The organism is Haloechinothrix alba (assembly GCF_900188115.1).
Classification (GTDB): Bacteria; Actinomycetota; Actinomycetes; order Mycobacteriales; family Pseudonocardiaceae; genus Haloechinothrix; species Haloechinothrix alba.
The window spans coordinates 63,961-89,664 of record NZ_FZNW01000001.1 but is presented as its reverse complement, the minus strand read 5'-3'; the positions used below and the strand labels follow the sequence as shown (position 1 = coordinate 89,664).

The following is a 25,704-nucleotide window of genomic DNA, read 5'->3' as shown; positions in this document are numbered from 1 at the left end:
ATCGGGAGAATGCTCGGGGGAAGGTGCTTGCTGGGGCGGTGACGGCTGGGATGACGGCCGCTGGATTGTCGTTGGTGTCGTTGGCGCAGGGGGATGGTCTGGGGATTTGGACGTTTTGGTTTACGTGGCTGCTGGCGGTGGTTGCTGCGTTGATCGGTGCTCGGTCGGGGACGTATGAGGTGGATGCTGCGGGGCTGATTGGTTTCAGCGGGAGAAGATGTGGTTTCGCCTGGTGCGGCAGAAGGAGTTCGTGAACCTGTATGAGTTGACCCGTATCGATGTGGGGTATCGGACTGGGGGTAGGCGGATCCTGGTGTTGTCGGATGTGTTGTCGACGGGGCGGGCTCCTTTGATGGATTTCCAGATGGATCGGCGGATGTGGGATCTGGTGTATAACGGAATCCTGCATTCGGTCGCTGGTGGGGTGCGGGTGAACCGGAATGCTTGGCGGGAGCTGGAGCTGGATCAGGTCGACGCGCTGACCACGTGTGAAGAGAGGGCGCAACGGTTCCACGAAGCCGACCGGAAGGGTCGGTCGAGCGAGGCGCGGGAGTTTCTGGCCGAGAAGCGGCAGGAGGCCGAGGAGCGGGGAGACTCGCCGCTGGAAAAGCTCATCCCGACAGCGACGCTGACCGACGAGCAGGTACGCGGCGTCATGCGCGACGATCGAATGCGGTGGCTACTGGAAACATTCGACTTGACCCCTGACTCATCGATCGACGTGTTTCGGGAGACGTTTCCGGAAGTCAACGGACACACGGTTCCCGATGAGTCCTCGTCGTCCGGCTCAGCGGACGACTCCGGCGATCGTTCGTGAATGGTGCTGCTCGACTTGCAGGGGTTCGTCCGGTTGTTCGGACCACCCGCCGTCGCTACTCTGGCGTTCACACTTCGACCGACCGGAAGGACACGGTATGGCCGGCACGCCCGACATGCGTCCGGTCGGGGACCTCCCGGACGAGATTGGCAAGACGGCCGCCCGCGAACTCGCCCTCAATGGCATCACCAGCCTCCAGCAGGTGGCCGACCATTCGGAGAAAGAGCTACTGGCCATCCACGGCGTCGGCCCGAAGGCGGTCGCCATCCTCGGCGAGGCGCTGGCTGCGCAGGGCCTCGATTACAAAGGGTCCTGAGCGACCGAGCACCAGGCGAGGCATACCGCCTTCACCGACCGGGAGTACGGCCGCTCAGCTGAACTGCACCGAGCGTTTGGCCAGCCCGTACCAGTAGCCGTCCACGGTGGTCGTAGACGGGCTGTCCGAGGCCGCGCCGAGGGAGACGAACAGCGGGGCGAAGTGCTCGGTGCTCGGATGCGCCAGTCCGGCCGCGGGGGCGGTGTGCTGGAAGTCCAGCAGCGTGTCCACGTCACCGGTGTGCAGCGCCTCGGCTCCCCACTCGTCGAACTCGGCAGACCAGCTCGGCGGGGCGACCTCGCTGCTGCCGCCCATGTCGATGCGGCTGAGGTTGTGGGTGAAGAAGCCACTACCGACGATCAGCACGCCTTCCTCGCGCAGCGGTGCCAGACGCTTGCCCACGGCGTGCAGCGCGCTCGGGTCGAGCGTGGGCATGGACACCTGCAGCACGGGCACGTCGGCTTCCGGGAACATCTCCACCAGCGGCACGTAAGCGCCGTGGTCGAGTCCCCTGTCTGGCGCGTCACGCACCGCGTGCGCACCCCCGACCAGCTCGCGGACGCGGCCGGCGAGTTCGGGCGCGCCGGGCGCCGGGTAGGTGACCCGGTAGAAGCGTTCGGGGAAGCCCCAGAAGTCGTACACCAGCGGCCGGGTTGTGGTCGCACCGATGGTCAGCGGTGCCTCCTCCCAGTGCGCGGAGACCATCAGGATCGCGCGTGGCCAGGGTAACCGCGCTGACCAGGCGGCGAGCTCGGCCTTCCAGGTGGCGTCCTCGGCGAGTGGAGGTGCTCCGTGGCTGAGGTAGAGCACGGGCATGCGGTGCGGAACCATCACCAGCTCCTTAGTTGAAGATTCAACTACAACTGTACACCGTGCCCGGGCTCACCCGCAGGGAGTCGTCAGCCCTCCGCCAGCTGGGCCTGCCACATCCAGTGCGACTCCTCCAGCTTGGCGGCGAGCGCGATCAGCAGGTCCTGGGTGACCTGGTCGGTCTTGTCCGTCTCGTCGATCCGCGCGCGCAGCCGGTGAATGGTCGTTTCCAGGCACCGCACGATGTACTCGACGACATCCCGATCGGCGTGCCAACCCGCCTCGAGCTTCGGCAGGTTCGACTCCCCGGAGACGGTGCCGGACCGCCCGTCGGGCGGCACCCCGAGCGCCGCGCTGCGCTCGGCGACGCTGTCCGCGTACTCCCGCGCGGTGGTCACCAGCTCGTCGAGCTGGAGATGGACGTCGCGGAAGAACCGCCCGACCACGTTCCAGTGTGCCTGCTTGGCCGACAGGTGCAGGTCGACCAGCTCGACCAGCGTGTCCTGCAGGGCCTTCCCGGTGGCATCGCGGTCGGCGCCGTTCAACGCGCCGGTGATGCGTTCCTTCGGAGTCACGGCCGTCGCACCTCCTCGTCGATTCGGATCCGGCTACTGTCGGGGTACCCAGCGGGCCGGCTGGTTACGCCGATGGTGGCCGGTGCGGGCTGCGGCCGCGAGCCGGTCTCGCGCGTCCGGGTGAGCAACTTGCTGGCGATCAGGGGACGCCGTCGAGCACATCCTCCGGATTGGCGTTGGCGTAGCTTTCGATACGGCCCTCGCGTAGCGCGCTCCACAACCGGGGACCGCGTTGCTCGTTGAGGTAGACGACCGACTGCTCTCCCTCTCTGCCGGTACCGGTTACCGGGGCGGTCAGGAACGTCATGTCGTGCGAGCGCAACGACCGCAGCTCCAGCACGAGCGAGCGCAGCCTGCTGTTCGTCAGGGTGTCGTCGACGCTGACCCACCGGGACACCGTGTCGAGCAGTTCGTAGGCGCGGGTGGGGCTGCGCATCGTCTCGCCGGACACGGCCTCGCCGAGCAGCGCGCGCAGCGCCCTCTGGTGTCGCCGCACCCGGTCCAGGTCACCTTGTGGGAGGTCCTTTCGCTGGCGTACGTAGGCGAGGGCCTCCTCCCCGTCGAGATGGTTGACACCGGCCTCGAACTCCACCCCCTTGTAGCTCGTCGCCGACTCGACCTCCACCTCGATGCCGCCCACCGCGTCGGTCATGCCTTCGAACCCGGCGAAGTCGATGACCGCGAAATGGTCGATGCGCACATCGGTGAGTTCCTCAAGGGTGTGGACAAGCAGGGCGGGGCCACCGTGGGCATAGGCTGCGTTGATCTTCGTGTGCCCGTAGCCCGGAACGGGGACCCAGGAGTCCCTGGGGATCGAGACCGCCGTCGCGCTCTCGCCGTCCGCCTCGAGGCGCACCAGCACGATGGCGTCGCTGCGCGCACCCCCGTCGAGGGCGGACGAGCCGGTGGCCTCCTCTCCTGTAGTGGGCTCTGTGGAGCGGGAGTCGATCCCGGCCAGCAGGAACGTGCGGGCACCCTCGTCCACCCCTTCAGCCGGCTCGGGCCGCTCGTCCGGGTCCAGCTCGTCGAAGACCGAGGGCACTCGTTCCACGTTCCCCGCGAGGTTCTCGCTGATGAGGTACAGCCCACCGGCGGCGCCACCGCCGAGTACCAGCAGGACGGCCACGAGGATGAGCGCGACCCGGCGAGTCCGGCGGAGGCGCTTGCGAGGCTTCGGCCGCTCGCCGTCACCGTTGTCGGTTTCGGTGGACGCGCGTTCTGTCATGCCCGGACCTTCCGTGCTCGTGGGGCACCCGGTCGGCGTCGGTGTGCGCGCGGGACGGCTCGTGAACCGGGCTTATCGGCCGAATGGTTCGGAACGCAACTGTTCGGGCGAATCGTTACCGGACCGGCGTCCCGGAAGGCTGGTCAGCGGCGTGTGGATCGTGCGGGCGGTCGTCCTCCGGCCGATCGTCGGTCGGGTACGCATCGGGCAGCCCGAAGGTCTCGAACAGCCTCTGATCGAAGAACGTCACCACGTGCCCGACGGAGTCCCCGGAGAACGCGAGCACCTGGATCTGGAACGGGAGGAAAGCGCTGCCCGTGGCGTCGCGCATGTACACCCCGAACGCCGGTTGGCCGTTCGACCTGGTGGGGATCAACCGCATGTCGTCGGGTCCGGCCGGGCACTGGGAGTCGACGACCCTGCCGATGTTCTCGGCGCCGACGAACCACTGGGGGAACGGCGGCATCTCCCACACAGCCTCCGAGGTGAACAGCGAGACGATCTCGTCGATGTCCTTCATCTCGAACGCCGTGACGTACCGGTCGAGTAAGGCGCGCTGCTCGGAGCTGAGTGGTTCCGGCCTGCTGTCCAGATCGGGAGCGACCTTGGCCAGCTGCGTGCGGGCACGTTGCAGGGAACTGTTCACCGCTGCGGTGGAGATGTCCAGCAGGTCGGCGACCTCGGCGGCGCGCCACTTCAGCACATCCCGCAGGATCAGCACGGCCCGCTGGCGTGGTGGCAGGTGCTGCAAGGCGGCGACGAGCGCCAGGCGCACGCTCTCCCTGGAGACGGCCACGGCGGCGGGATCGGCACCGTCGGAGTCGATGGCATCGTCCGGTAACGGCTCCAGCCACGGCACTTCCGTGCGTTCGGTCAGCTCCGCTTCCGGCTCCGGGCTGGGTCCGCCGAGGCCGGTCGGCAGGGGGCGGCGGTTACGCGACTCCAACGCGGTCAGGCAGGTGTTCGTCGCGATCCGGTAGAGCCAGGTACGCACGGACGAACGGCCCTCGAACGACCCGTACGACCGCCACGCCCGCAGGTACGTGTCCTGCACGAGATCCTCTGCGTCGTAGACCGAGCCGAGCATCCGGTAGCAGTGCGCGAGTAACTCGTGCCGGTACGAGTCGGCCTGGGACAGGAACTCGTCCTTCTCCGCTACAGCTGTCATGGCGTCCGCTCCCCTTCACGCCGAAACGCAACGTGTCAACGCGAGCCTATGCCAAGAACGCCCGGAATGGGACAGCTTTTCGTAACGAAGTCCGCGGGGCATCGCACCCATCCGGGGCGGGGCGGTGCCGTGCGGCGCCGGATTACCGCAGGCGTTGCGCTCGCAGGACGGTGTCGTGGGTGTGATGCGTGCCAGCCGGGGCAGACGCCGTTCGTGGCCGCGTTTCGTTGATCAGGACGGTCCAGTCGTGGTCGAGATGCCTGGCGATGTCGTCGGGCTGGTAGTAGTCGCTGGGGTCGAAGCCGTGCTCCTGGCGTGGGGATAGTTCGGCGAGGTCGTGACCGGCGAAGAGCAAGGTGCCGCCGGGTGCGACGGCGTCCAGCAGGCCGCGCAGAGCGGTGTGCTCGGGCTGGCGCGGGAGCGGGAAGTAATGGGCGGACACCAGGTCGAACGCGCCGGCTGGGGGTGGCGTGATGCTCAGGTCGGCTTGAGTCCACGTCACGTGGCCAGCGATGTCCGCGGTTGCGGCGGCGCGTTGCAGGGCGGTCCGGGAGATGTCGACCGCGGTGACGTGCCAGCCGTGCCGGGTCAGCCAGAGCGCGTCGGCACCTTCACCGCATCCCACGTCGAGCGCTCGCCCTGGCGGTAGGTCGGCGACCTCAGTGACGAGGACACCGTTGGGTGAGCCGCTGAAAACCTGGTCGCGGCTGCGATACATCTCGTCCCAGTACTCGGTGTCCATTGTCCTTGCCTTGGGTAGGTGAGTCGTTACAGCCTGGTCAGAAGCCCTGGGCGAGGTCGGCGAAGCGGCTGTAGTGCAGCTGGTGAGCGACCGTCACCGTGCTCGTCGGTCCCGCGCGGTGCTTGGCCAGTATCAGGTCGGCCTCGCCCGCACGGGGGTCGTCCTGCTCGCTGGCGTCCGGCCGGTTGATCAGCAGCACGATGTCCGCGTCCTGCTCCAGTGATCCGGACTCGCGCAGGTCGGCGAGCATCGGTCGCTTGTCGGTGCGCTGTTCCGGACCACGGTTGAGCTGGCTGATCGCCACCAGCGGCACCTCGAGTTCCTTGGCGAGCAGCTTGAGCTGCCTGGAGAACTCGGAGACTTCCTGTTGCCGGGACTCGACGCGCTTACCGGAGGTCATCAGCTGCATGTAGTCCACGACGATCAGTTGCAGGTCGTGCCGCTGACGTAGCCTGCGCGCCTTGGCCCGGATCTCCATCATGGTCATGTTCGGCGAGTCGTCGATGAACAGCGGAGCCTCGCTGATCTCGCTCATCCGCCTGGCCAGCCGGGTCCAGTCGTCGTCGCTCATCCGACCACCGCGCATGTCCTGCAGGCGGATCTTCGCCTCCGCGGAGAGCATGCGCATGACGATCTCCGTGCGCCCCATCTCGAGCGAGAAGATCACGCTGCTCATCCCGTGCTTGATCGAGCACGACCGCGCGAAATCCAACCCCAGCGTCGAGTTGTGCGTCGGAATCATCGACCGCCCGGCCAGGTACATGTGGTCTTCGGCTGCCACCTCTACGCACCGCACTGGTTCGCTGGCGATAGGTCGAACATCCACGATGAACCGTGAGTCCGAGCGAGCTGTGTCGGCGGCTCTGCGCCGTTCCTTGTGTGTTATTCGCTTGCGTTCCAGGCGGAAGACATCGTCGCCAGTGCTGAAGGTGAGCTGATAAGCGATCGAGGTGCTCTCATCCCGGCCACGCACGCGTTTCGTCGCGGTGCCGCAACGGTAGCCGAGGCTGACGATGAGTTCACGAGTCTGCTCGGCGAGGCGGTGGTTGGTTGTCGTGAACTGAACAGCACCACCGCTGTTCACCGTTCCGTCCGTGTCCAGGAGGCCAGCCAGGAGGGCACGACGCTGTTGCTCGGAACCCCGCAGGTAGTCAGTGGGGACGTGCTTGTTCTCCAACACGTTCATGGAGCGCAGTACAGCCTGCACGGTGCCATGTTCGTGACGGCATTGCTGGCACAGCCGACCCCCCGAGGACGGGCGGTCGCAATCGGGACACGTCGGTGAAGGAACCGGTGGCGAGATGAATCGGGCCCGGCCTCCGCACGAGCGACCACAGGTTCGGACCTGGCTCGTTCGCGGAACGAACTCCGTACCGCAAACGACGCACTCCCGGGTGTTGGTGCCGGGCTCAGGCGCTGGGAAGCAGAGGCGGTACAGCAAGTCGCCGTAGGGCACGACTTCGATGCCCTCGGCTTCTACGTGACAGGTAATCTCCGGATCCGCCGTCGTGAACCGTGCACTCGCTGCATGACCGTCCCCGAGCCACACCCCGACTACATATGGGGGGATGGGGACGTCTCGCTGAGGTAGTTGCATCGGCCGGCAGTTGGTGACCGAATGGTTGAGGCGACGATCGGCGGACACACAGCGAAGGGTTGACGCGATCTCGCTGGTCGTCCGAACTTCGGCGAACGTTCGCTGGTTCTTGTAGCGGTTGTATCCCGTACGTGCCTGCTGGGCGCTGCGTCGGGACGCGCGTGTCTCAGTGAGCCATTGATGCTGTGCGTCGGCCACGAGAACCGAGCCGTCCGAAAACTCCACTTCGTAACACGGCCGCCCGTGCAGCACGTCGGTCGCGTCGACAACCCGTGTCGGCCGTCCGTCGACGCTGATCAGCTGGTCACCGACGGCGACCTCACCCATGGTCGTCCAACCGTCCGGTGTCGGTAGCGGAGTGGAGAGCGCGAGAGCCTTGCCGACACCCGGCCGCGCCGCGATGATGACCATCTGCCCGGCGTGCAGCCCGTTGGTGACGTGGTCGAGATCGGCGAAGCCGGTGGGTATGCCTTCCGCGTGGCCACCGCGCGATGCGATCGCATCGATCTCGTCCATGGTCGGCTGGAGCAGCTCCTCCAGCGCCACGTAGTCCTCGGTGGTGCGGCGCTCGGTGACCTCGTAGATGGCTGCCTGCGCGCGGTCGACGATCTCGCTGACGTCGTCACCGGCGGTCTCCGATGCCCCGTAGCCGAACTGCACGATCCGGGTGCCCGCCTCCACCAGCCTGCGCAGGACGGCCTTGTTGGACACGATCTCGGCGTAGTAGGCGGCGTTGGCGGCGGTCGGCACCGTGGCGATCAGGGTGTGCAGGTACGGGGCACCGCCCGCACGCCCGAGCTCGCCCCTGCGTTCGAGCTCGGCGGACACCGTGATCGGGTCGGCCGGTTCGCCACGCCCGTACAGGTCGAGCACGCACTCGTACACAGCCTGGTGCGCCGGTCGGTAGAAGTCCTCGGGCCGGAGGACCTCGACGACATCGGCGATGGCGTCCTTGGACAGCAGCATCCCGCCGAGCACCGACTGCTCGGCGGTCACGTCCTGCGGCGGCTGCCGGTCGAAGCCGCTGCTCCCGGACGGCCCGCTCGAGCCGCTGTCGGAAGTGGCGAAGTCCGCGCTGCGGTCATCGGTGAGCGCCACGGGTACAGGCACCTCCTGTGCTGTCGAACGGCAGTTCGATTGTTGCAGCTCGCCTGAGTCGCGGCCGGCATCGACACACGACGGACTCCACCGTCTCCGGTTCGTATGCCGGGCCCTCCACAGCGGCCGGCCGCCTGCTGGCCTCCGGACGTCCTGCCCGCCGAGATGTGGAGGGCCCTCGGGTTCCCCAGGCGATCGTCGGGTCGTTCCGGAAGCACGCTACGGCGTTGTGCTGTCCCGGTGCAAAGCCGCTTGTGGAGCCTGCTGTGCACTGCTTGGGGAGTAGTGGGCCCGTTCAACCACAGGCTTGTTGATACCTGTGTACAACCTGGGGATAAACATGACCCATTAGAGAGCTACCGCAGGTCAGCCCTTGTGGGCATGCTGTGGATAACTTCGTGGAAATCCGCACGGCGTGTCGCGGCGACATCGTCGCCGGGCGTGTCGTCACGCGCCCGCGAGCGCGGCGCGCACAGTAGCGGGCGGGCCCTTCACGTGCCGGAAGGACCCGCCCGTCACTGGTGTGCACACGCCAGGGGCGCGGCGTTACCCCGCAGGGTGGATGGCGACTTGGAAGGACGCCGTCACATCGGGATGCAGCCGGACCGAAACCGGGTGGGTCCCGACGCTCTTGATCTGCCCCTCCATCTGGATGGTGCGCTTGTCCAGCTGGGGACCACCTGCCTGCTTCACCGCGGTGGCCACGTCGGCGGGCGTGATCGAGCCGAACAGCTTGTTCGAGTTCTTCGCCGCCTTCGCCTGCACCGGGACCTCGCCGAGGCCCTCGAGGGTTTGCTTGACTTCCTTGGCGTGGTCCAGGTCCCTGATGCGCCGGGCTTCCTGCGCGCGGCGTATCTCGGCGACGGTACGCTCCGCGCCCTTGGTGGCCCGGATGGCATAGCCGCGCGGCAACAGGTAGTTGCGCGCGTAGCCGTCCTTGACCTCGACGATGTCCCCGGGCTCGCCGAGGTGGGCCACGTCCGTGGTCAGAATGATCTTGGCCATGACGTGCCTCCTTACTTGGCCGTCGAGGTGTACGGCAGCAGGGCCATCTCGCGGGAGTTCTTCACCGCCGAGGCGACCCTGCGCTGGTGCTGGCTGCAGTTGCCGGTGACCCTGCGAGCGCGGATCTTGCCGCGATCCGAGATGAACTTGCGCAGCAGGGTCGTGTCCTTGTAATCGATCGGCTCCGAACGGCCGTGCTTCTCGGCCGCGCAGAAGATGCAGACCTTCTTCTTCGGCTTGCGAATGGGTGGCTTTGCCACGGTTGTACTCCTGTGTCTTTAGTTCATCAGACCGGGCTACTCGTCATGGGTGGCTCGCCGCACGCCGACGTCACATCCGGGACGGATGTCGTGAGCAACCCTCCGGATGATCCCCGCCGTCCGGCAGGGGAGCAGCCCTCCTGATCTCAGCGTGGTCGTCTACTTAGAAGGGTGGTTCGTCGGAGAAACCGCCACCGCCGCCCGCGGCGGGAGCGGAGCTCCACGGGTCGTCAGCGGGGGCCTCGCTCGCGCCCGCGCCACCGGCGCCGCCGCCTGCGCCGCCGAACCCGCCGCTGCCGGATCCCCGGCTGACCTTGTTCACCTTCGCGGTGGCGTACCGCAGGGACGGTCCGACCTCGTCGACTTCGAGCTCGACGACGGTGCGCTTCTCGCCTTCCTTCGTCTCGAAGGAGCGCTGCTTGAGCCTGCCCTGCACGACGACGCGCATGCCCCTGGTCAGGGACTCGGCCGCATTCTCGGCGGCCTGGCGCCAGATGTTGCAGCGCAGGAAGAGCGCTTCACCGTCCTTCCACTCACCGCTCTGCCGGTCGAACTGCCGCGGCGTGGACGCCACGGTGAAGTTCGCGACCGCGGTGCCCGACGGTGTGAAGCGGAGCTCGGGATCGGCCGTGAGGTTGCCGACAACCGTGATGATGGTGTCACCGGCCATGGCGTATCACCTCAGGCCTTCGCCGCGTGCGGGACGGTCTCGCGCCGCACCGTCTTGGTGCGCAGGATGAACTCCTGCAGCGACAGCTGCCGCTCGAGCTCCTTCACGGCATCCGCCTCTGCGGTGATGTCGACAACCGCGTAGATACCTTCGCTGTGCTTCTTGATCTCATAGGCGAGCCTGCGGCGGCCCCAGATGTCGACGTTGTCGACGCTGCCGCCTGCGGTGCGGATCACCTTGAGGAACTCCTCGAGCGTGGACTCGACCTTCCGCTCGTCGATGCTCGGCTCGAGAATGACCATTACTTCGTAATGGCGTGACACAACCACTCACCTCCTTTGGGCTTACGGCCACGGGCCTTCCGTGGCAGGAGGGTTTAGCCAACTGGCCAGTGTAGTTGCCGCCTGCGACAGCACTGTCGCAGGGGCGTCTCAGACGTGGCGCGGAGGCGTCTCAGACGTGGCGCAGCACCCAGGTGCGGAACAGCGCGGCACCGGTCCCGGCCAGCGCGATCACCGCGAGCAGGACCGGAAGCTGCATCGTGGGCTGCTGCTCGCTCGCCGCGAGCGCCTCCGCCTCGCCGGGGTGCTGGCCGGCGTCCCCTGCCGACTCGTCGGCACCGAGCATGCCGAACTCCGGGGCCGAGTCCGTTGAGCCGTCGGTGCCGTACAGCTCGCTCGGCGCAGTGCCGTACTCCGCGGAGCCCGCCTGCGCCTCCGGGATGTCGCCGTAGTCCCTGCGCGGGGCACGGGCGTCACTGCCGTTGCGGGACTGGAACTGTTCGTAGCGCTCGCGCAGGTCCTGCTCGTGGCCCGCGGCGGAGCCGGAACGCTGCCCGTTCTGCGCCGAGCCGTTCCGGCTGCCGTCGTCCTGCTGCCCGCCGGAACCGCCCCGGGCGTCCCCGCCGGACCGCGCGCCGTCGTTGCCGTCGTTGCCATCGCTGCCGGAGCTGTGGTCGGTCGCCTCCACGGCTATCGCGCAGGCGTTCGACACGCTGTCGGTGATCCGCTCCCTGTTCTTCTCGCGCTCCGCGATGTCCTCGACCTCGGGAACACTGTCGATCTTGTCGAGCACGGCCTGGGCGATCGCCTCGCCGCTGCGCACCGAGCTCCCCTTGTCGGGCACGCTGCCAAGCGGGATGGGGTCGAACTTGCCGGCGTCGAACGCTTCCTCCATGCGGGTGCGTTCGCTCTTGATGCCGAGCAGCGGTGCGTCCAGCCCGTCACGGACCGACTCGACGACGTTGTCCCGTACCGCGTCCGAGCTCAGCTCGATCGACTCACCCACCGAGCCGCTGATCTCCGCGGAGCAGTCCTCGGCACTTACCGCTGCCGCCGCGGTGCTCGTGCCCCCCAGCAGGGTCGCGCCGGTGAGGAACCCGGTCAGCCCGAGCGCGGTGGCGGTTCTGCGGGCATGCTGGCCCTCGAGACAGGCGGTAAACCGCACGGTGATGTCCTCCGTGAGTAGGGCTAAAGGAGCTGACCTCGGTTATAACGTGTTCTCGCTCGCGATACCATTCGTTCGTGTGTGATGTGTATCACGTAGATGCGAGGGCCTTGCGCAGCACCCACGAACGTACGAGTCCGGCGCTGGCCATCGACAGCGCGAGGACAGCGATCAGCATCGGTGCGCCTACAGTACTGCTGCCCTGGCTCGGGAGGGCGTCCGCGCTCCCCGCGTTGGTCAGCTCGCGCTGCTCGGCCTCGGATCCGTCCTGGCCGAGGAGGCCGAACTCGGGGCTGTAGCCGGGTACGTCCGAGCCGTAGCGCACGCCGGGCGAGGTCACCATCGAGCTGTTCGCGTACGGGACCGACGCGAAGTTGTCCATCGGCAGCATGCCGCTTGCCATGCTGGTGGGCACGCTGCTCCACCCCGGTACGGTGCGGCTGTCATAGGCGGCGCTGTTCGGCGAGCGCATACTCGGCTTCGGCTCGGGGTCGCTCTTCGCTCCCCCGGAGCTACCGCCGGAGTTCTCGCCTCCACCGGAGCCGTCGGAACCGCCGCCGGTGCCCGGCGCGGGCGCCGGGTCGCTCCCGCCGCCCCCGCCGACGGCGTCGTCCACGGCGTTGCCTAGTTGCTCGGTTGTCTTTTCGACCTGCTCCTTGACCGGCTCGGTCGCCTCCTGGACGGGCTCGCTCACGGTGTTCACCGCCGTGACCGTGACCTCGCAGACCGAGGGGAGAACGTCTCCGAGCAGCGGCAGGTCGCTGAGATAGCTGCTCAGCTCCGACTCCGGCACGGAGAACGTCCTGGTGCCTTCCTGAGCCGTGCCGAGGGAGATCGTCGGTGCTCCGGAGATCCCGAGAGCCGACTCGAGGTCCAGCGAGATGGGCTGGCCGGGCTTCCCTTCGAGGGTGGCGCCACAGCTGCCCGCGACGAGTGGGGAAGCCCCCACTGCGGTTCCGGGAACCGCTATCGCGGACACGCCCGCGAGCAGCACAGATGCCGCTCCTACGCTGGCCACATCCCGTTTGAGCTTGCCCATCTTGCTCCCCTGACTCGTCACTCGCCGGTAACGCGCTGTTGTACTCCTACTGTGATAACGATGCTAGGCGACGTTCGTGACGCGAAACAGTGTTCAGCGTGAGCTTTCGTGCTCGGCGGCCGGGGAGGCGGCTGGGATACGGGCCTTCTTCGCCCTCGTGCCGAGCGTGACGGAGTCGCGGGCACGGTCGAGTACCCCGCCCGCCGGGTCGTCCGCGCCGTGCTGCCGCACGGGATCCGTGCTCGGCCGGTAGATCTGGTAAATGACCAGGGCGCTCAACCCGAGCACCGCGAGGTCGCGCAACACGACCGCGGCCAGGAACCACCCCTCGGGAAGGCCCATGCTGTCCGTCCCGAGGAAGTAGTACATGCGGGGGACCCATACCAGCGCGTCCAGCACCATCCAGCCGAGCAGTAGCCGCCAGTGCGGGAGCGCGAGCACGGCCAGCGGCACGAGCCACAGGGAGAACTGCGGGCTCCACACCTTGTTGGTGATCAGGAACGCGACGACGACAAGGAAGCACAGCTGCGTCAGGCGGGGCCGTATCGGCGCCGACAGCGCGACCCACGCGATGCCGGCACAGCAGGCCAGGAACAGCCCGGCGCTGACGGCGTTGAGTATCACCGGGGTCTCACCCGGGGCGAGATCGCCGTCGAAGCCCGGCCATCCGCTGAAGTGCGAGACGACGTTGTAGAGGGAGTCGGGGTCCATCCCGCGCTCGGAGTTGAGCCGGAGGAACTCCCGCCAGCCCTGCGGGTAGAGCAGCGCGATGGGGAGGTTCACCGTGGCCCAGGTGAGGACGGTGCACACCGTCGTGCGCAGCCAGGTGCGGAGCTTGCCGGCGCGCAGGCACAGCACGAGCAGCGGCACGAGCAGGAACAGCGGGTAGAGCTTGGCCGCCCCACCGAGCCCGAGCAACACGCCTGCGAGGGTGGGTCTGCGTCGGGACCAGGCGAGTATCGCGGCGGTGGCGAACGCGACCGCGAGGGTGTCCCAGTTGGTGAACGCGTGCACGATCGCCAGCGGGGAGACGGCGACCAGTACCGCGTCCCACGGTTTGCCTCGCGCGGTCGTCGACACCGCCCAGACCACAACCAGCCAGGCGGCCGCCAGCCACAGCGCCGTGATGTTGAAGTACACCACCACGGGTAACGCGGTGGGTAGCAGTGCCGTATCGGCACCGTCGGTCCAGGCGTGTGCGATCTGCGCGTTCGCCCACTGGAAGAGCCCGGTGAGCACCGGGTACTCCATGTATCGCTGTTGCTCGTGCTCGGTGCCCTCGCCCTCGACCCAGCCGTCCCGGTAGGGGAAGGTGCCGGGGTCGTCGAGGCGCTGCGCACCGAACAGCGGGACGACGTCGGAGTAGCACATCGCCACGTACTGCCGATCGGAACGCCAGTCGAGCGCGAGGGTTCCTTCCCCCGTCTCGTACTGCTGGACGCACCCGGCCTTGCCGAACCAGCCCAGCGTCAGCGCCGCGATAGCCAGCAGCAACGTCACCCGCAGCGGGGTCCAGAACCAGTGCCTCCCGACCGCCGCGTGGGTGCCCAGGGGGCCGCCGAACGGGTGACTCGCCTGTGCGGCGAGAGGCTCCGTCCAGGTCGGGACGACCCGCTCACGGTGCTCGGCGCTGGCGTGCAGCGGGGCACTGCGCCGGGACTCCCGAGCGGACTCCCTTGGGCGCTCGCCGGGGGACTCACTGCGCGGATCGCTGGGCACGGATCGGATGGTATTAGGCCGATCGGTCCACGGTGCGCCCGCGCCGTGGAGTCACAACGGGCCCCCGGTCAGCGGCTACGGCATGAAGTCGTTGGTGCCGTCCTCGTCACCTCCGTTGTCATCGCCGTCCTGGCCGCCGTTGCCGTTACCCGGACCGCCGTCGGTTCCGTCGTCCTCGCCGCCGGTGCCGTCGCCGGTGCCGTCGTCACCGCCACCGTTGCCGCCGTCCTGGCCGCCGTCGTCCCCCTCGCCGTCGCCGCCGGTGCCGTCGTCACCGCCACCGTTGCCGCCGTTGTCGCGGCCCTCGTCCTCGCGTCCGTTCTCGTCGCGGGGCGGGGGTGCGTCGTCCGGGTCGCCGCCACCCTGCTCCCACTCGGTCGGCCGCGGTGGCTGCGCGGGCTCACCGATGGTCTCCACCTCTGTGAAGTCCTCGTGCGGGGTGCCCTCCAGGTACGTGTCGGTGAAATCCTTCCAGATCTGCCCCGGCAGGCCCGAGCCGTAGATCTTGGCGCCGTTCGCGTCGCGGATGGGGTCCGAGCCGGAGTCACCGACCCACACCGCGATGGAGATGGACGGTGTGTACCCGGCCATCCAGGCCTGCGAGTTCTCGCCCTCCTCGTGGGACTGGTGGGTTCCTGTCTTGCCCGCGCATGGCCTGCCGCCCGCGCAGGACAGGTTGGAGTAGGGCAGGACCGGCTCGAGAGTCTGGGTCACGTTACCGGCGATCTGTTCGCTCTCCTCCTCGTCGCTCGCGAAGGCAGGCTCACCCTCCGGGCGGTGCTGGTAGATGGTCTCCCCGTCGTCGGTGGTCAGCTTCGAGATCAGGTGCGAGTCCCGCTGGATCCCGTCCGCGGCGAAGGTGGCGAAGGCGGCTGCCATGTCGCGCGGGGTGACGGTGGTGGCACCACCACCGATCGCGATACCCGCGTCGGCTGTGCTGAGCTCCGAACGCTCGCTCATGCCTGCCGAGCGCGCCGCCTTGGCCACCGCTGCCGGCCCGGTGTCGTTGACCACGATGTCGTAGAAGACCGTGTTCAGGGAGCGCTTCATCGCCTCGGCCACCGTGCAGTTGGCACACGAGTCGCCGTTGACGTTGTTGATGGTGACGGGCTCGTCGCCCTCACCGAACGTGCGGGGCGAGGATCCGTCATACGTCTCCCCCGGTCCCTTGCCCTGCTGGAGCAGCGCGACGAAGTCGAACGGCTTCATGGTCGAGCCGGGGTTGCGCGCGGTGTGCGCCCAGTCGCGCTGGTTCTGTTCGGTGACCTCACCGCCGTAGTATGCGCGGACCGCCCCCGAGTTGGGGTCCACGGCGACGAGCGCCTTCCGCAGCATCTCCGGCTGGCCGTCCATGACCTCGCGCACGGAATCCTGGGCGATGTCCTGGGCGCGCTGCTCGATCGTGGTGTGAATCTGGTAACTGTTCGCCCGGACCTCGGACTCGGAGTACCCGATCTCCTCGAGCTCCTCGTTGATCCGTTCCTTGATGTAGTGCTTCGGCCCGCCCATCGTGGTCATCTGGGTGGCCTCGGGGGGAAGCGGCTCGGGGAACGTGGACTCGGCCCGCTCGGCGCCGGACATCCAGTCGTTGGCGACCATCTGGTCCATCACGTAGTTCCAGCGCCGCTCGGCGTAGTCGCGGTTGTCCGACCTGCTCGGCGCCTGGATGATCCCGGCGAGGAACGCCGCCTCGTGCTTGTCCAGCTCCTCGACGTCCTTGCCGTAGTAGGCCTGTGCCGCCGCCTGCACACCGTAGGCCCCGCGACCGAGGTAGATCGTGTTCAGGTACGCGGTGATGATCTCGCTCTTGGTCTGCTGGTTGTTCATCTTGAAGGCGCGGACGACTTCCGTGGCCTTGCGCTGCAGCGTGTGCTCGTCGGAGTCGGTCGCGACCTTGATGTACTGCTGGGTGATGGTGGATCCGCCGCCGGACCCGCCGGTGAGCTGGAGGTAGGCGGCACGCGCGATAGCCGTGAGGTCGAAGCCCCTGTTGGTCTCGAACGTCTCGTCCTCGGCCGCGTACGCCGCGTGTTTCATCTCTGCCGGGATCTCGCTGGCGCTGAGGACCACCCGGTTGCCGTCCGGGGCGTCCCGCCCCATCTCGTCACCGTTGGCGTAGAAGTAGGGCACGACGCCACCCTGCGCCTCGGCCACCTCGTGCGGGGTCGGCACGTCCACGAACAGGTAGGTGATGCCGAACGCGGCCATCGGCAGCACCACGAACAGTGCGACGAAGGTGTAGATGGCACGCCGCAGCCACACGCCGCGCTTGCGGCCGGGCTTCGTGCGGTCGCCGCCACCGCCGCTGTCCCCGCCGGGATCGGCTCCGGACTCGGCGTGCGCGGCCGACACACCGGATCCGGCCGCGCCGGTGATCGCCGTGCCGGACAGGTAGGCGTTGATGCGTTGCTCGGCCGCGGGGTCGGCAGGCGCGGCCGCACCGTCGTCGCGGTGGGTGAGAAGCTGGGGCTCTGCGCCGGGGAACGGTTCGTAGTCGTCCCTGTCGATCGGGGGGAGCATTTCCGTGACGTAGTCGTCGTCGAACGAGCCGTGCGGACGGCCGGGTGCACCACCGCCACCCTGCTGCGGGGGCTGTCCCGGGTCGCCGTAGCCGGGCATGCCCCCTGCCGGGCCCGTCGGACCTGCGGGGCCATCCGCCCCGGCGGGGGGTTGCTGCCCGCCGCGCGGGTCGCTGTGTTGAGCGCCGGGCCACTGGGGTGGCCCGTGGCGGGCCGGACCCGCGGGTGGGCGTTCCCACTGGGTCTCCTCGCCGGTAGGCCAGCGCGGCTCCTCGCCGGACGGCCACTGCGGCTGGTTTCCTCCGCCGTAGGAGTGTCGTCCTGGTCTGCGTTCGTCGCTCACGAATACGCCTCACTCAAGGGGCTGCTGCCTGCTGCGCGCGTGAACGGCCGGGGCCGGTTCCGCCGGTACCGAGAACGTAGGAGATCGCCACATGGTTCCAACGGCACATGCGGCACACCTCCACCACAAAGACGGTGAACTCCGAGAATAGCTGGGTCATTCGATCAAGCTCATCCGGCCGGCGCGCGGATCCGGACGCTTGCCCCAGCTCGGAACCGAACACCCACGCCACCAGGCTCATGTTCTGCCTCGTGCAGACAGGGCACGGGTGCTCGATGCGTTCACCGTGATACTCGGCGGCGCGCAGCAGGTACGGACCGGCGTCACAGACCTCCGCGCGGCTCACTGTGCCCGCGCGGTACTGCCTGAGCAGCGCGCGTTTGCGTAACGCGTAGTCCACGATGTGTCGCTGGTTCCGCACAGGCACAGCGTACGTGTCCGCGGCGGATGTCCCCAACGATCGCGCGGTGGCCACCCGCCGGATGCTGCCGGCACGGCAGCTGCGGACCAGGTCAGGACCGGGACAGGGGCGCGATGGGTACACCCGCCGTTCGGTCGTCGATCCGGCACCGGTGTGAGCTACCCGACGCGGGGCTGCCGCAATCAGTACACGTCGATGTATCGGTGCGATATAGTGGCATGACATATCGTGGGTTCGGACGGTTCCCGCGGTACGCGAGCCAGGCAGGGGCCCTTCAGTGGGTCCCTGCAGTGGGGCCTGCGGGAAGGTACGGCCGACAAGCACGGCGAGGAGGTGCAGGATGCTGGAGTTCGCGATCCTCGGGCTGCTGCACGAGGCGCCGATGCACGGCTATGTGCTGCGGAAACGCCTGCACGACACGCTGGGGATGTTCCGCACTTTCTCGTACGGGTCGGTCTACCCCACCTTGCGCAGGTTGCAGCGTGCCGGCCTGATCGCGGAGGAGCCTGCTGAGCTCGGCGAGGGTGAGTCCACATCCGGTACGCAACGCGGTCAGAACCGCACCTGGGGCCGTAAGGCGCGGCGCGTGTACAAGCTCACGGCCGACGGCAAGGAGCGGTTCGCCGAGCTCGTCGGCGACGCAGGGCCACAGACCTGGGACGACGAGGGTTTCGGAGTGCACCTGGCGTTCTTCTCCCGCACGCCTGCCGATGTGCGGATGCGGATCCTGGAAGGACGCAGGCGCCGCGTGGAGGAACGGCGGGAAGGGTTGCGTGCCGCGCTGTCCCGCGCCGAGGAACGGATCGATCGCTATACCCGCGAGCTGCACAGGCTCGGCCTGGAGAGCAGCGAACGCGAAGTGCGCTGGCTCAACGAGCTGATCGCGCACGAGCAAGCGGAGCAGCGCAAGCAGATGGAATGAGTCGCTGTCTTGTAGCCACAGCAGTGACAAGTCTCAAGTGAAGGAGAACCGGCATGGGCGAGAACCGCCGCAGCGCGAGTAGCTCGAGCGCTCGAGCCGATAACGCTGTCAGGGTGGCCATCGTTGGCGTCGGCAATTGCGCGGCGTCTCTTGTGCAGGGCGTCGAGTACTACCGTGACGCCGATGTCGACTCGCGTGTGCCTGGACTGATGCACGTGCAGTTCGGTGACTACCACATCGGTGACGTGCAGTTCGTCGCGGCGTTCGACGTGGATGCGAAGAAGGTCGGCCGCGATCTGTCCGAGGCGGTCGTGGCGAGCGAGAACAACACCATCAAGATCGCGGATGTGCCGCCGCTCGGCGTCACCGTGCAGCGGGGGCACACCTATGACGGCCTCGGGCGTTTCTACAGGGAGACGATCTCCGAGTCCGATGACACGCCCGTCGACGTCGTCGCGGCCTTGCGTGAGGCCGAGGTCGACGTGCTGGTCTCGTACCTTCCGGTCGGTTCAGAGGATGCGGACAAGTTCTACGCGCAGTGCGCCATCGATGCAGGTGTCGCCTTCGTCAACGCGCTGCCCGTGTTCATCGCCTCGGACCCGGAGTGGGCGCAGAAGTTCACCGACGCCGGCGTGCCGATCGTCGGCGACGACATCAAGTCGCAGGTCGGCGCGACGATCACGCACCGTGTGCTGGCGAAGTTGTTCGAGGATCGCGGCGTGCAGCTGGATCGCACGATGCAGCTCAACGTCGGCGGCAACATGGACTTCATGAACATGAAGGAGATGGAGCGGCTCGAGTCCAAGCGCGTCTCCAAGACCCAGTCGGTGACGTCGCAGGTCGATCGCGACCTCGGTAAGGACAACGTGCACATCGGCCCGTCCGACTACGTGGCCTGGCTGGACGACCGCAAGTGGGCGTATGTCCGCCTGGAGGGTCGTGCGTTCGGCGACGTGCCGCTGAACATGGAGTACAAGCTCGAGGTGTGGGACTCGCCGAACTCGGCGGGCATCATCATCGACGCGGTACGCGCGGCCAAGATCGCCAAGGACCGTGGTGTTGCCGGTCCCGTGCTCGGCGCCTCGTCCTACTTCATGAAGTCGCCGCCGGAGCAGTACCACGACTCCGTCGCGCACGACGCCGTGGAGCGCTTCATCAACGGCGAGGACTGACAGCCCCCGGGGGTGGGAGCCCAATGTGACCTTTGGCTCCTTCTACGGAACGAAGGTCACCTCGGGCTCCCCGCCGCCGCACCCTGCCACGCTACGGTGGCGGTCATGACGCGCTCACCCGTGGCCCTGGTGACCGGGGCATCCAGTGGTATCGGAACCGCCGTGGCGCACGCGCTGGCGCCCACCCACCACCTGCTGCTCGGCGGGCGGGACAAGCGTTCCCTGGACGCCCTGGCGTCCGCGTTGCCCGCGGCGACACCCTGGCAGGTCGACCTGACCGACCCGGACCGGATCGCCGAGGCCGTGGACGGCGTCACCGAACTGGATGTGCTTGTGCACTCCGCGGGCATCGCCACGCTGGGCACGGTGGAGCAGGCGAGCATGGCAGACTGGCGTGCCAACTTCGAGATCAACGTGGCCGCGGTCGCCGAGCTGACCAGGCAGCTCCTGCCTGCGCTACGCGAGGCGCGCGGGCACGTCGTGTTGATCAACTCGGGCGCCGGGCACAACGCCCGACCGGGCTGGGGCCCGTACGCGGCGAGCAAGTTCGCCTTGCGCGCGTTCGCCGACTCGCTGCGCGGCGAGGAAGAGCCTGCCGGGCTGCGGGTCACGTCGGTGTACCCCGGCCGTACCGCCACGCCGATGCAGGAAGCCATCGTCGCCGGCGAGGGCCGCCCCTACGACCCCGAGCAGTTCCTCCGTCCGGAGTCGGTGGCCGGTGCCGTGCGACACGCGGTCACCGCGACGGCGGACGCGCACGTCACGGAGATCACCGTCCGCCCGGGCTGAGCCTCACCCGCGCAGGCGGCCCGCGGTCGCGCGCACGTCCGCCTGCGCCTGGCCACGGTCGACACGCGTCGACTCGCCCTCGGTGACGACGTGCTCCCCGGCTACCCAGACGTCGGTGACGCGACGGGAGCCCGCACCCCACACCAGGTTGGCGACCAGCTGCTCGTCCGGGGCGTCGGCGCCCGCGACGAACGCGGGATCGTCCAGGTCGATGTGCACCAGATCGCCCCACCGTCCCGGCTCGAGCGTGCCGATGTCGGCGCGGCCGAGTGCGGCTGCCCCGTCGCGGGTGGCGAGCAGCAGGGCCTGTTCCGCGGACACGGCGGTGGAGTCGCCGGTGCTCAGCCGCGCCAGCATCGCGGTCAGCTGCACCTCGTGCAGCAGGTCCAGGTCGTCGTTGCTGGCCGGGCCGTCGGTGCCGAGGCCGACGGGGACACCCGCGGCGAGCAGCTCGTTCAGCGGGGCGATGCCGGAGGCGAGCTTGGCGTTCGAGCCGGGACAGTGCGCCACGCTCGCGCCGCTGCGCGCAAGGAGCGCGATATCGGAGGCGTCGACATGCACCGCGTGCGCCAGCAGCGCCCGTCCGGACAGCACGCCGACCTCCTCGAGCAACCGCGGTACCGAGCCGTACCGCTCGCGCAGCTCGGTGTCCTCACCGGCTGTCTCGGCGGCGTGGATGTGCACGAGCGCCTCGCGGGCGCGGGCGGACTCCGCGATCACCTCCAGTGCCTCGGCCGGCAGCATGTACGCCGAGTGCGGCCCGTAACCCAGCTCGATACGCTGCCCGGGACCGAAGATCCGGCCGTCGGTGTCGATCCAGTCGTCGATGTGCTTGACGGCGGTGCGCCAGCTCAGGCCGGGCAGGTCGATCACAGGCCCGGTCAGCACCAGCCGGCCTCCGGTGCGCAGCACCGCATCGGCGACCTTCTCGCCCTGGTAGTACATCTCGGTGCTTGTGGTGACGCCGTGGCGGAGCATCTCCACGGAACCGAGCAGCATGCCCGCGTGCACGTCGTCCGGGGTGAGCGCCGCCTCGGCCGGGAAGACGACCTCGTGCAGCCAGCGCATCAGGGGCAGGTCGCCCCCCATGCCGCGCAGCAGGGTCATCGGGCTGTGCGCGTGCGCGTTGATCAGCCCGGGCAGCAGGATCCCGGTGAGCTCGGAGACGACGGCGTCGCGCCGCTCCGGCGCGCCGGCACGCGGCCCGCAGTAGGTGATGGTGCCGGTGGCGTCCACATCCACCGTGGCATCACGCAGCACGGTGAACGGGTCGCCGCACGGCAGGACGATCGGCGCGTGGATACGACGTGACATGGGCCCGATCGTGCCACGTTCACACGCGCTCGAGGATGAGGTCGCGGGAGACGCGTCCCTCGCTCTCCGCGCGGGACTCGAACTTCGTGACCGGTCGCCACACCGGCCGCGGCGCCCAGCCACCCGGCTGCCGCGCATGCGGGTTGTGCAGCAACGGTTCGGCCTCGCACACCTCGCGCATCTGCTCGGCGTAGTCCTGCCAGTCGGTGGCCAGGTGCAGGGTGCCGCCCCTGTCGATCCTGGAGGCCAGCAAGGACACGAACTCCGGTTGGATCAGCCTGCGTTTGTGGTGCCGCTTCTTCGGCCACGGGTCGGGATAGAAGATCCGGACCTGGTGCAACGACTCCGGCGCGAGGTGCTCGCGCAGCAGCACGACGGCGTCGCCGCGCAGCAGCCGCAGGTTGTCCAGCTCCAGCTTCTCGGCGCGCAGCAGCAACTGGCCGAGTCCCGCCGCGTAGACCTCCACGGCGAGGTGGTTGAGGTCGGGCGCGTTGTAGGCGAGCTCGGCCGTCGTCTCGCCCATCCCGGAACCGATCTCCAGCACGACGGGAGCCTGCCTGCCGAACCACGCGTCGAGGTCCAGCCTGCCCGGCGGTAGCTCGGCGATGTCGCGGCCGTACCGGCCCCAGCCACGTTCCCAGGCATTCTGCTGCCCGACGGTCATGCGGCCGCCCCTGTGCACGTAGCTGACCACGCCGCGGCGGGGTCGTTGCGTACCGGACGACTCGCCGGGCGAGGTGGGGTGCTGGCTGCTCACGATGGGTCGGGTCTCCGCTGGGGCTGGATGCTCGGCTGGCGACGTCGACCTTACCCAGGTGGTGGCGATCACCCCGGGCGGGACGGGTGGCATGCGAGGTGACGGTGAGTCACCGGGGATGGCCGGGCCCGACCCGTGAAGAGGGCCGGGCCGTCAGGGGAGCTACCCCGTACCGGGGCGCTTCGTGCCCCGGCTTTCCCCTGAACGGCCCGGCCCTTTCCCCCGACGGGTCGTGCGTTCCCCGAGCGACGCACGACCCGGCTCGTGTGGCTCAGGCGTCGCGCCGGTGCGCGACCGCGAGCGCGAGCGCGAGCATGCCGAAGGCGATCGCCGCGAAGTAGGCGAGCGCGAGCCACGGGCTCAGTGTCGACGTGGACAGCGGTGGACCGGCCTCGGCGACCGCCCGCGTACTCCCGTCGCCGCTGAGGAACTTCTCCACGACGTTGAACGGCATCCACTCGTGGATGGTCGACCCGATCTCGGGAATGATCGGGGTCAGCGACTCGATCACCGCGGTGTAGATGAGCAGGACCGCGATCGCGGCCGCACTGTGCCGAAGCAGGATACCCACGGCGAGCGCGAGTACCGCGGCGAGTGCGTAGACGAGGCCGTTGCCCGCGACCTGGCGCCAGTCGGCGGCGCTCGTCAGCGCGAGGTCGGCTTCCGGGGCGATCAGCGCGGAGACGCCGAGGGCGCCGAACGCGGCGAGCACCCCGATCGCCAGTGCCAGCGAGGACACCACGGTCGTCTTGGCAAGCAACGCCGACACCCGGTTCGGAATCGCCTGGAACGTCGTCCGGATGGTGCCGAAGCGGTACTCGGTGGTGATGGCCAGCGCGGCCAGCACCATCACGACCGTCAGCGCGAAGAACTGGCCGAACTGGGTGGATCCGACGCTGACGAACCCTTCGTCGGCGGTGGCGGTGGTCAGTGCGGCGAACCCGATCGCGATCGCCAGGGCGATCAGGGTGCCCCACCACGGTGACCGCGTGGTGAACAGCTTGATGCGTTCGACTGCGAGCAGAGTCATCGTTGTGCCTTCGTCTCTATCCGTCGGGTGCTCAGGAACCGGTGCCTGCCAGCTCGGTCGCGGCACGGGCGTCGTGGTCGAAGTCGCTGGCGTACTCCACGGAGTCGCCCGTGATCTGCATGAACGCCTGCTCCAGCGAGCCCTGCTGGGGGCTGAGCTCGTGCAGCACGACCTGGTGTCGCGCGGCGAGATCACCGATGGTGTCGCTGTCCATGCCGGAGACGAGGACCCCGCCGTCGGTGCCGCGTACGGACGCGCCCGCGTCGGCCAGCAGCGGCCGGAACTCGGCGAGTTGCGGGCTGCGAACCTTCACCGCGTCCTCGGTGGCACGGGAGACGAAATCGGCCGTGCTGCACTGCGCGATCAGCTCGCCCTTGCCGATGACGACGAGATCCTGTGCGGTCAGCGCCATCTCGGAGAGCAGGTGGCTGGAGACGAACACGGTGCGGCCCTCGTCGGCGAGCCGGTGCATGAACCGGCGGATCCAGAGGATGCCCTCCGGGTCCAGGCCGTTGACCGGCTCGTCGAACATCAGGACCTCCGGGTCGCCGAGCAGCGCCCCCGCGATACCCAGCCGCTGCGACATGCCGAGCGAGAATCCCCCGGCCTTCTTGTTCGCCACCGAGGTCAGCCCGACGGTCTCCAGCACCTCGTCGACACGCCGCTGCGGGATGTCGTTGGACTTGGCCATCCACCGCAGGTGTGACCGCGCGGAGCGGTTGGGATGGACCCAGCGCGCGTCGATCAGGGCACCGACGGTGCGCAGCGGGTGGCGCAGCTCGTGGTAGCGCTTCCCGCTCACCGTGACCGAACCGCTTGTGGGCCGGTCGAGCCCGAGGATCATCCGCATGGTGGTCGACTTGCCTGCACCGTTGGGGCCGAGGAACCCGGTGACCACCCCCGGTTCCGCGGCGAACGACAAGTCGTTGACGGCCGTGGTCTCGCCGTAACGCTTGGTGAGGCCTTTCGCCTCGATCATGGTGGTCTCTCCCTCTCCGTAGTCCCGGTGGAATCCCGGCCCGGCCGCGGACTGGTGGCGGCCGGTCCCCCGTTGTCTCTTCGAGCATGCCCCGTCGCCGGGGTCACGCGCGTCGGTCCCGAGGTTGATTTCGTGGCCGACCCAGGTCGTAGTCTCGTCGCTTCGCGCGGCGTAGACGATCCGTGATCGCCCTGATTCCGACCCTGATTCACGTCCCGGGGGCGGCTACGGGACGGTGCCGGGCAGGCGTGGCAGGCAGGCGTGGCAGGCAGGCGTGGCAGGCAGGGCGGGGGTGGGTTCAGGAGGGCCGGCTGGGAGCCCCGCCGGGCCGTGCCAGGCCGGTGTCGTAGGCCAACACGACGGCCTGCACCCTGTCGCGGAGATCCAGCTTGGCAAGCAGCCTTCCGACATGCGTCTTGACGGTGGCCTCGGACAGGTACAGGTGTGCGGCGATCTCGGTGTTGGACAGGCCGCGCGCCACGAGCGCGAGCACCTCGCGCTCGCGCTCGGTGAGCACGTTCAGCGCCGAGTCGTCCTGAGGCGGGTCGGCCGAGTCGGCGAACCGGTCCAGCAACCTGCGGGTGATGCTCGGTGACACCACCGCATCGCCGGTGGCCACCGAGCGCAGCGCGGAGATCAGTTCGCCGGGGGCGGTGTCCTTGAGGAGGAACCCGCTCGCCCCGGCCTTGAGTGCGGAGTAGACGTACTCGTCGAGGTCGAAGGTGGTCATCACGAGCACCCGCGCCGGGTGTGACGCCACGATCCGCCGGGTGGCCTCCACCCCGTTCAGCCCGGGCATCCGGATGTCCATCAGCACGACATCCGGGTCGAGCTCGGCCGTCAGCCGCACCGCGGCGTCCCCGTCGCCCGCCTCGCCTGCCACCTCGATGTCCTCGGCGGCCCCGAGCACCATGTGGAACCCGGCACGCATCAGTTCCTGGTCATCGACGAGCAGTACGCGAATCACGAGT

At 68.5% G+C, this 25,704-nt stretch carries 25 protein-coding genes; 5 read left to right on the top strand and 20 right to left on the bottom strand.

Annotated features, from left to right (window positions below; genetic code table 11):
- Positions 1-232 precede the first annotated feature (232 nt).
- A complete protein-coding gene (locus CHB84_RS00355; protein ID WP_176439721.1) occupies positions 233-817 on the top strand; it encodes a hypothetical protein in 585 nt (194 codons plus the stop codon).
- Positions 818-914: 97 nt separating this feature from the next.
- Positions 915-1,133 carry a helix-hairpin-helix domain-containing protein gene (locus CHB84_RS00350; protein ID WP_089299428.1) on the top strand — a complete coding sequence of 73 codons (219 nt, stop codon included), beginning with the start codon at positions 915-917 and terminating at the stop codon, positions 1,131-1,133.
- 54 nt (positions 1,134-1,187) lie between these two features.
- Here CHB84_RS00350 and CHB84_RS00345 read toward each other — a convergent pair whose 3' ends face one another.
- The 15 genes from CHB84_RS00345 to CHB84_RS00275 form a co-directional block, all read right to left on the bottom strand.
- Positions 1,188-1,964 (bottom strand): dioxygenase family protein, encoded by a 777-nt coding sequence (locus CHB84_RS00345; protein ID WP_089299427.1) that lies wholly within the window; start codon positions 1,962-1,964, stop codon positions 1,188-1,190.
- Positions 1,965-2,032: 68 nt separating this feature from the next.
- Entirely contained in the window at positions 2,033-2,518 is a 486-nt protein-coding gene (locus CHB84_RS00340; RefSeq protein ID WP_089299426.1) for a Dps family protein, read from the bottom strand.
- Between the two features lie 139 nt (positions 2,519-2,657).
- Positions 2,658-3,743, bottom strand: a complete 1,086-nt coding sequence (locus CHB84_RS00335; protein WP_089299425.1) for an LCP family protein — start codon at positions 3,741-3,743, stop codon at positions 2,658-2,660.
- 115 nt (positions 3,744-3,858) lie between these two features.
- The gene (locus CHB84_RS00330; protein ID WP_089299424.1) at positions 3,859-4,911 is read right to left on the bottom strand and encodes a sigma-70 family RNA polymerase sigma factor; all 1,053 of its coding nucleotides are present in this window, start codon (positions 4,909-4,911) and stop codon (positions 3,859-3,861) included.
- 142 nt (positions 4,912-5,053) lie between these two features.
- Positions 5,054-5,653, bottom strand: a complete 600-nt coding sequence (locus CHB84_RS00325; protein WP_089299423.1) for a class I SAM-dependent methyltransferase — start codon at positions 5,651-5,653, stop codon at positions 5,054-5,056.
- Between the two features lie 37 nt (positions 5,654-5,690).
- Entirely contained in the window at positions 5,691-8,348 is a 2,658-nt protein-coding gene (dnaB, locus tag CHB84_RS00320) for a replicative DNA helicase (RefSeq protein WP_089299422.1), read from the bottom strand.
- A gap of 546 nt (positions 8,349-8,894) precedes the next feature.
- Complete coding sequence (rplI, locus tag CHB84_RS00315; RefSeq protein ID WP_089299421.1) at positions 8,895-9,353, bottom strand: 50S ribosomal protein L9; 459 nt, start codon at positions 9,351-9,353, stop codon at positions 8,895-8,897.
- A gap of 11 nt (positions 9,354-9,364) precedes the next feature.
- Positions 9,365-9,613 (bottom strand): 30S ribosomal protein S18, encoded by a 249-nt coding sequence (gene rpsR, locus CHB84_RS00310; protein WP_089299420.1) that lies wholly within the window; start codon positions 9,611-9,613, stop codon positions 9,365-9,367.
- 163 nt (positions 9,614-9,776) lie between these two features.
- Entirely contained in the window at positions 9,777-10,283 is a 507-nt protein-coding gene (locus CHB84_RS00305) for a single-stranded DNA-binding protein (protein WP_089299419.1), read from the bottom strand.
- 11 nt (positions 10,284-10,294) lie between these two features.
- Positions 10,295-10,606: a 30S ribosomal protein S6 gene (gene rpsF / locus CHB84_RS00300; protein WP_089299418.1), complete on the bottom strand. Its 312-nt coding sequence runs from the start codon at positions 10,604-10,606 to the stop codon at positions 10,295-10,297.
- A 130-nt stretch (positions 10,607-10,736) separates the two neighbouring features.
- The gene (locus tag CHB84_RS00295; protein ID WP_089299417.1) at positions 10,737-11,729 is read right to left on the bottom strand and encodes a hypothetical protein; all 993 of its coding nucleotides are present in this window, start codon (positions 11,727-11,729) and stop codon (positions 10,737-10,739) included.
- Positions 11,730-11,820: 91 nt separating this feature from the next.
- A complete protein-coding gene (locus tag CHB84_RS00290) occupies positions 11,821-12,768 on the bottom strand; it encodes a hypothetical protein (RefSeq protein ID WP_089299416.1) in 948 nt (315 codons plus the stop codon).
- 93 nt (positions 12,769-12,861) lie between these two features.
- Positions 12,862-14,487 carry a glycosyltransferase family 87 protein gene (locus tag CHB84_RS00285; RefSeq protein WP_425432248.1) on the bottom strand — a complete coding sequence of 542 codons (1,626 nt, stop codon included), beginning with the start codon at positions 14,485-14,487 and terminating at the stop codon, positions 12,862-12,864.
- A 75-nt stretch (positions 14,488-14,562) separates the two neighbouring features.
- Positions 14,563-17,349: a transglycosylase domain-containing protein gene (locus CHB84_RS00280; protein ID WP_245818466.1), complete on the bottom strand. Its 2,787-nt coding sequence runs from the start codon at positions 17,347-17,349 to the stop codon at positions 14,563-14,565.
- A 13-nt stretch (positions 17,350-17,362) separates the two neighbouring features.
- Complete coding sequence (locus CHB84_RS00275; protein ID WP_089299415.1) at positions 17,363-17,770, bottom strand: DUF5318 family protein; 408 nt, start codon at positions 17,768-17,770, stop codon at positions 17,363-17,365.
- A gap of 340 nt (positions 17,771-18,110) precedes the next feature.
- On the opposite strand from CHB84_RS00275, the gene CHB84_RS00270 reads away from it, so the two are divergent.
- From CHB84_RS00270 to CHB84_RS00260, 3 genes are all read left to right on the top strand, one after another.
- Complete coding sequence (locus CHB84_RS00270; RefSeq protein WP_089299414.1) at positions 18,111-18,692, top strand: PadR family transcriptional regulator; 582 nt, start codon at positions 18,111-18,113, stop codon at positions 18,690-18,692.
- A 53-nt stretch (positions 18,693-18,745) separates the two neighbouring features.
- Positions 18,746-19,864: an inositol-3-phosphate synthase gene (locus CHB84_RS00265; RefSeq protein ID WP_089299413.1), complete on the top strand. Its 1,119-nt coding sequence runs from the start codon at positions 18,746-18,748 to the stop codon at positions 19,862-19,864.
- Positions 19,865-19,969: 105 nt separating this feature from the next.
- The gene (locus CHB84_RS00260) at positions 19,970-20,653 is read left to right on the top strand and encodes an SDR family oxidoreductase (protein ID WP_089299412.1); all 684 of its coding nucleotides are present in this window, start codon (positions 19,970-19,972) and stop codon (positions 20,651-20,653) included.
- Positions 20,654-20,656: 3 nt separating this feature from the next.
- On the opposite strand, the gene CHB84_RS00255 is transcribed toward CHB84_RS00260, so the two are convergent.
- The 5 genes from CHB84_RS00255 to CHB84_RS00235 all read right to left on the bottom strand — a co-directional run bounded on the left by CHB84_RS00255 (position 20,657) and on the right by CHB84_RS00235 (position 25,700).
- A complete protein-coding gene (locus CHB84_RS00255; RefSeq protein WP_089299411.1) occupies positions 20,657-21,967 on the bottom strand; it encodes an amidohydrolase family protein in 1,311 nt (436 codons plus the stop codon).
- Between the two features lie 19 nt (positions 21,968-21,986).
- The gene (trmB, locus tag CHB84_RS00250; RefSeq protein ID WP_245818486.1) at positions 21,987-22,631 is read right to left on the bottom strand and encodes a tRNA (guanosine(46)-N7)-methyltransferase TrmB; all 645 of its coding nucleotides are present in this window, start codon (positions 22,629-22,631) and stop codon (positions 21,987-21,989) included.
- Positions 22,632-22,995: 364 nt separating this feature from the next.
- Positions 22,996-23,754, bottom strand: coding sequence for an ABC transporter permease (locus CHB84_RS00245; RefSeq protein WP_089299409.1), 759 nt, complete (start codon positions 23,752-23,754; stop codon positions 22,996-22,998).
- Positions 23,755-23,785: 31 nt separating this feature from the next.
- A complete protein-coding gene (locus tag CHB84_RS00240; protein WP_089299408.1) occupies positions 23,786-24,733 on the bottom strand; it encodes an ABC transporter ATP-binding protein in 948 nt (315 codons plus the stop codon).
- 298 nt (positions 24,734-25,031) lie between these two features.
- On the bottom strand, positions 25,032-25,700 hold the full coding sequence (locus CHB84_RS00235; protein WP_089299407.1) for a response regulator: 669 nt from the start codon (positions 25,698-25,700) through the stop codon (positions 25,032-25,034).
- Positions 25,701-25,704 lie beyond the last annotated feature (4 nt).

Excerpts from the sequence above, each read along its gene's own strand:
- CHB84_RS00265 (WP_089299413.1), top strand. The coding sequence starts at position 18,746 with ATGGGCGAGAACCGCCGCAGCGCGAGTAGCTCGAGCGCTCGAGCCGAT.
- CHB84_RS00255 (WP_089299411.1), bottom strand. The coding sequence starts at position 21,967 with ATGTCACGTCGTATCCACGCGCCGATCGTCCTGCCGTGCGGCGACCCG.
- CHB84_RS00290 (WP_089299416.1), bottom strand. The coding sequence starts at position 12,768 with ATGGGCAAGCTCAAACGGGATGTGGCCAGCGTAGGAGCGGCATCTGTG.
- CHB84_RS00240 (WP_089299408.1), bottom strand. The coding sequence starts at position 24,733 with ATGATCGAGGCGAAAGGCCTCACCAAGCGTTACGGCGAGACCACGGCC.
- CHB84_RS00270 (WP_089299414.1), top strand. The coding sequence starts at position 18,111 with ATGCTGGAGTTCGCGATCCTCGGGCTGCTGCACGAGGCGCCGATGCAC.
- CHB84_RS00335 (WP_089299425.1), bottom strand. The coding sequence starts at position 3,743 with ATGACAGAACGCGCGTCCACCGAAACCGACAACGGTGACGGCGAGCGG.
- CHB84_RS00330 (WP_089299424.1), bottom strand. The coding sequence starts at position 4,911 with ATGACAGCTGTAGCGGAGAAGGACGAGTTCCTGTCCCAGGCCGACTCG.
- CHB84_RS00345 (WP_089299427.1), bottom strand. The coding sequence starts at position 1,964 with ATGGTTCCGCACCGCATGCCCGTGCTCTACCTCAGCCACGGAGCACCT.
- CHB84_RS00350 (WP_089299428.1), top strand. The coding sequence starts at position 915 with ATGGCCGGCACGCCCGACATGCGTCCGGTCGGGGACCTCCCGGACGAG.
- CHB84_RS00325 (WP_089299423.1), bottom strand. The coding sequence starts at position 5,653 with ATGGACACCGAGTACTGGGACGAGATGTATCGCAGCCGCGACCAGGTT.
- trmB (WP_245818486.1), bottom strand. The coding sequence starts at position 22,631 with ATGACCGTCGGGCAGCAGAATGCCTGGGAACGTGGCTGGGGCCGGTAC.
- rplI (WP_089299421.1), bottom strand. The coding sequence starts at position 9,353 with ATGGCCAAGATCATTCTGACCACGGACGTGGCCCACCTCGGCGAGCCC.
- CHB84_RS00245 (WP_089299409.1), bottom strand. The coding sequence starts at position 23,754 with ATGACTCTGCTCGCAGTCGAACGCATCAAGCTGTTCACCACGCGGTCA.
- CHB84_RS00260 (WP_089299412.1), top strand. The coding sequence starts at position 19,970 with ATGACGCGCTCACCCGTGGCCCTGGTGACCGGGGCATCCAGTGGTATC.
- CHB84_RS00305 (WP_089299419.1), bottom strand. The coding sequence starts at position 10,283 with ATGGCCGGTGACACCATCATCACGGTTGTCGGCAACCTCACGGCCGAT.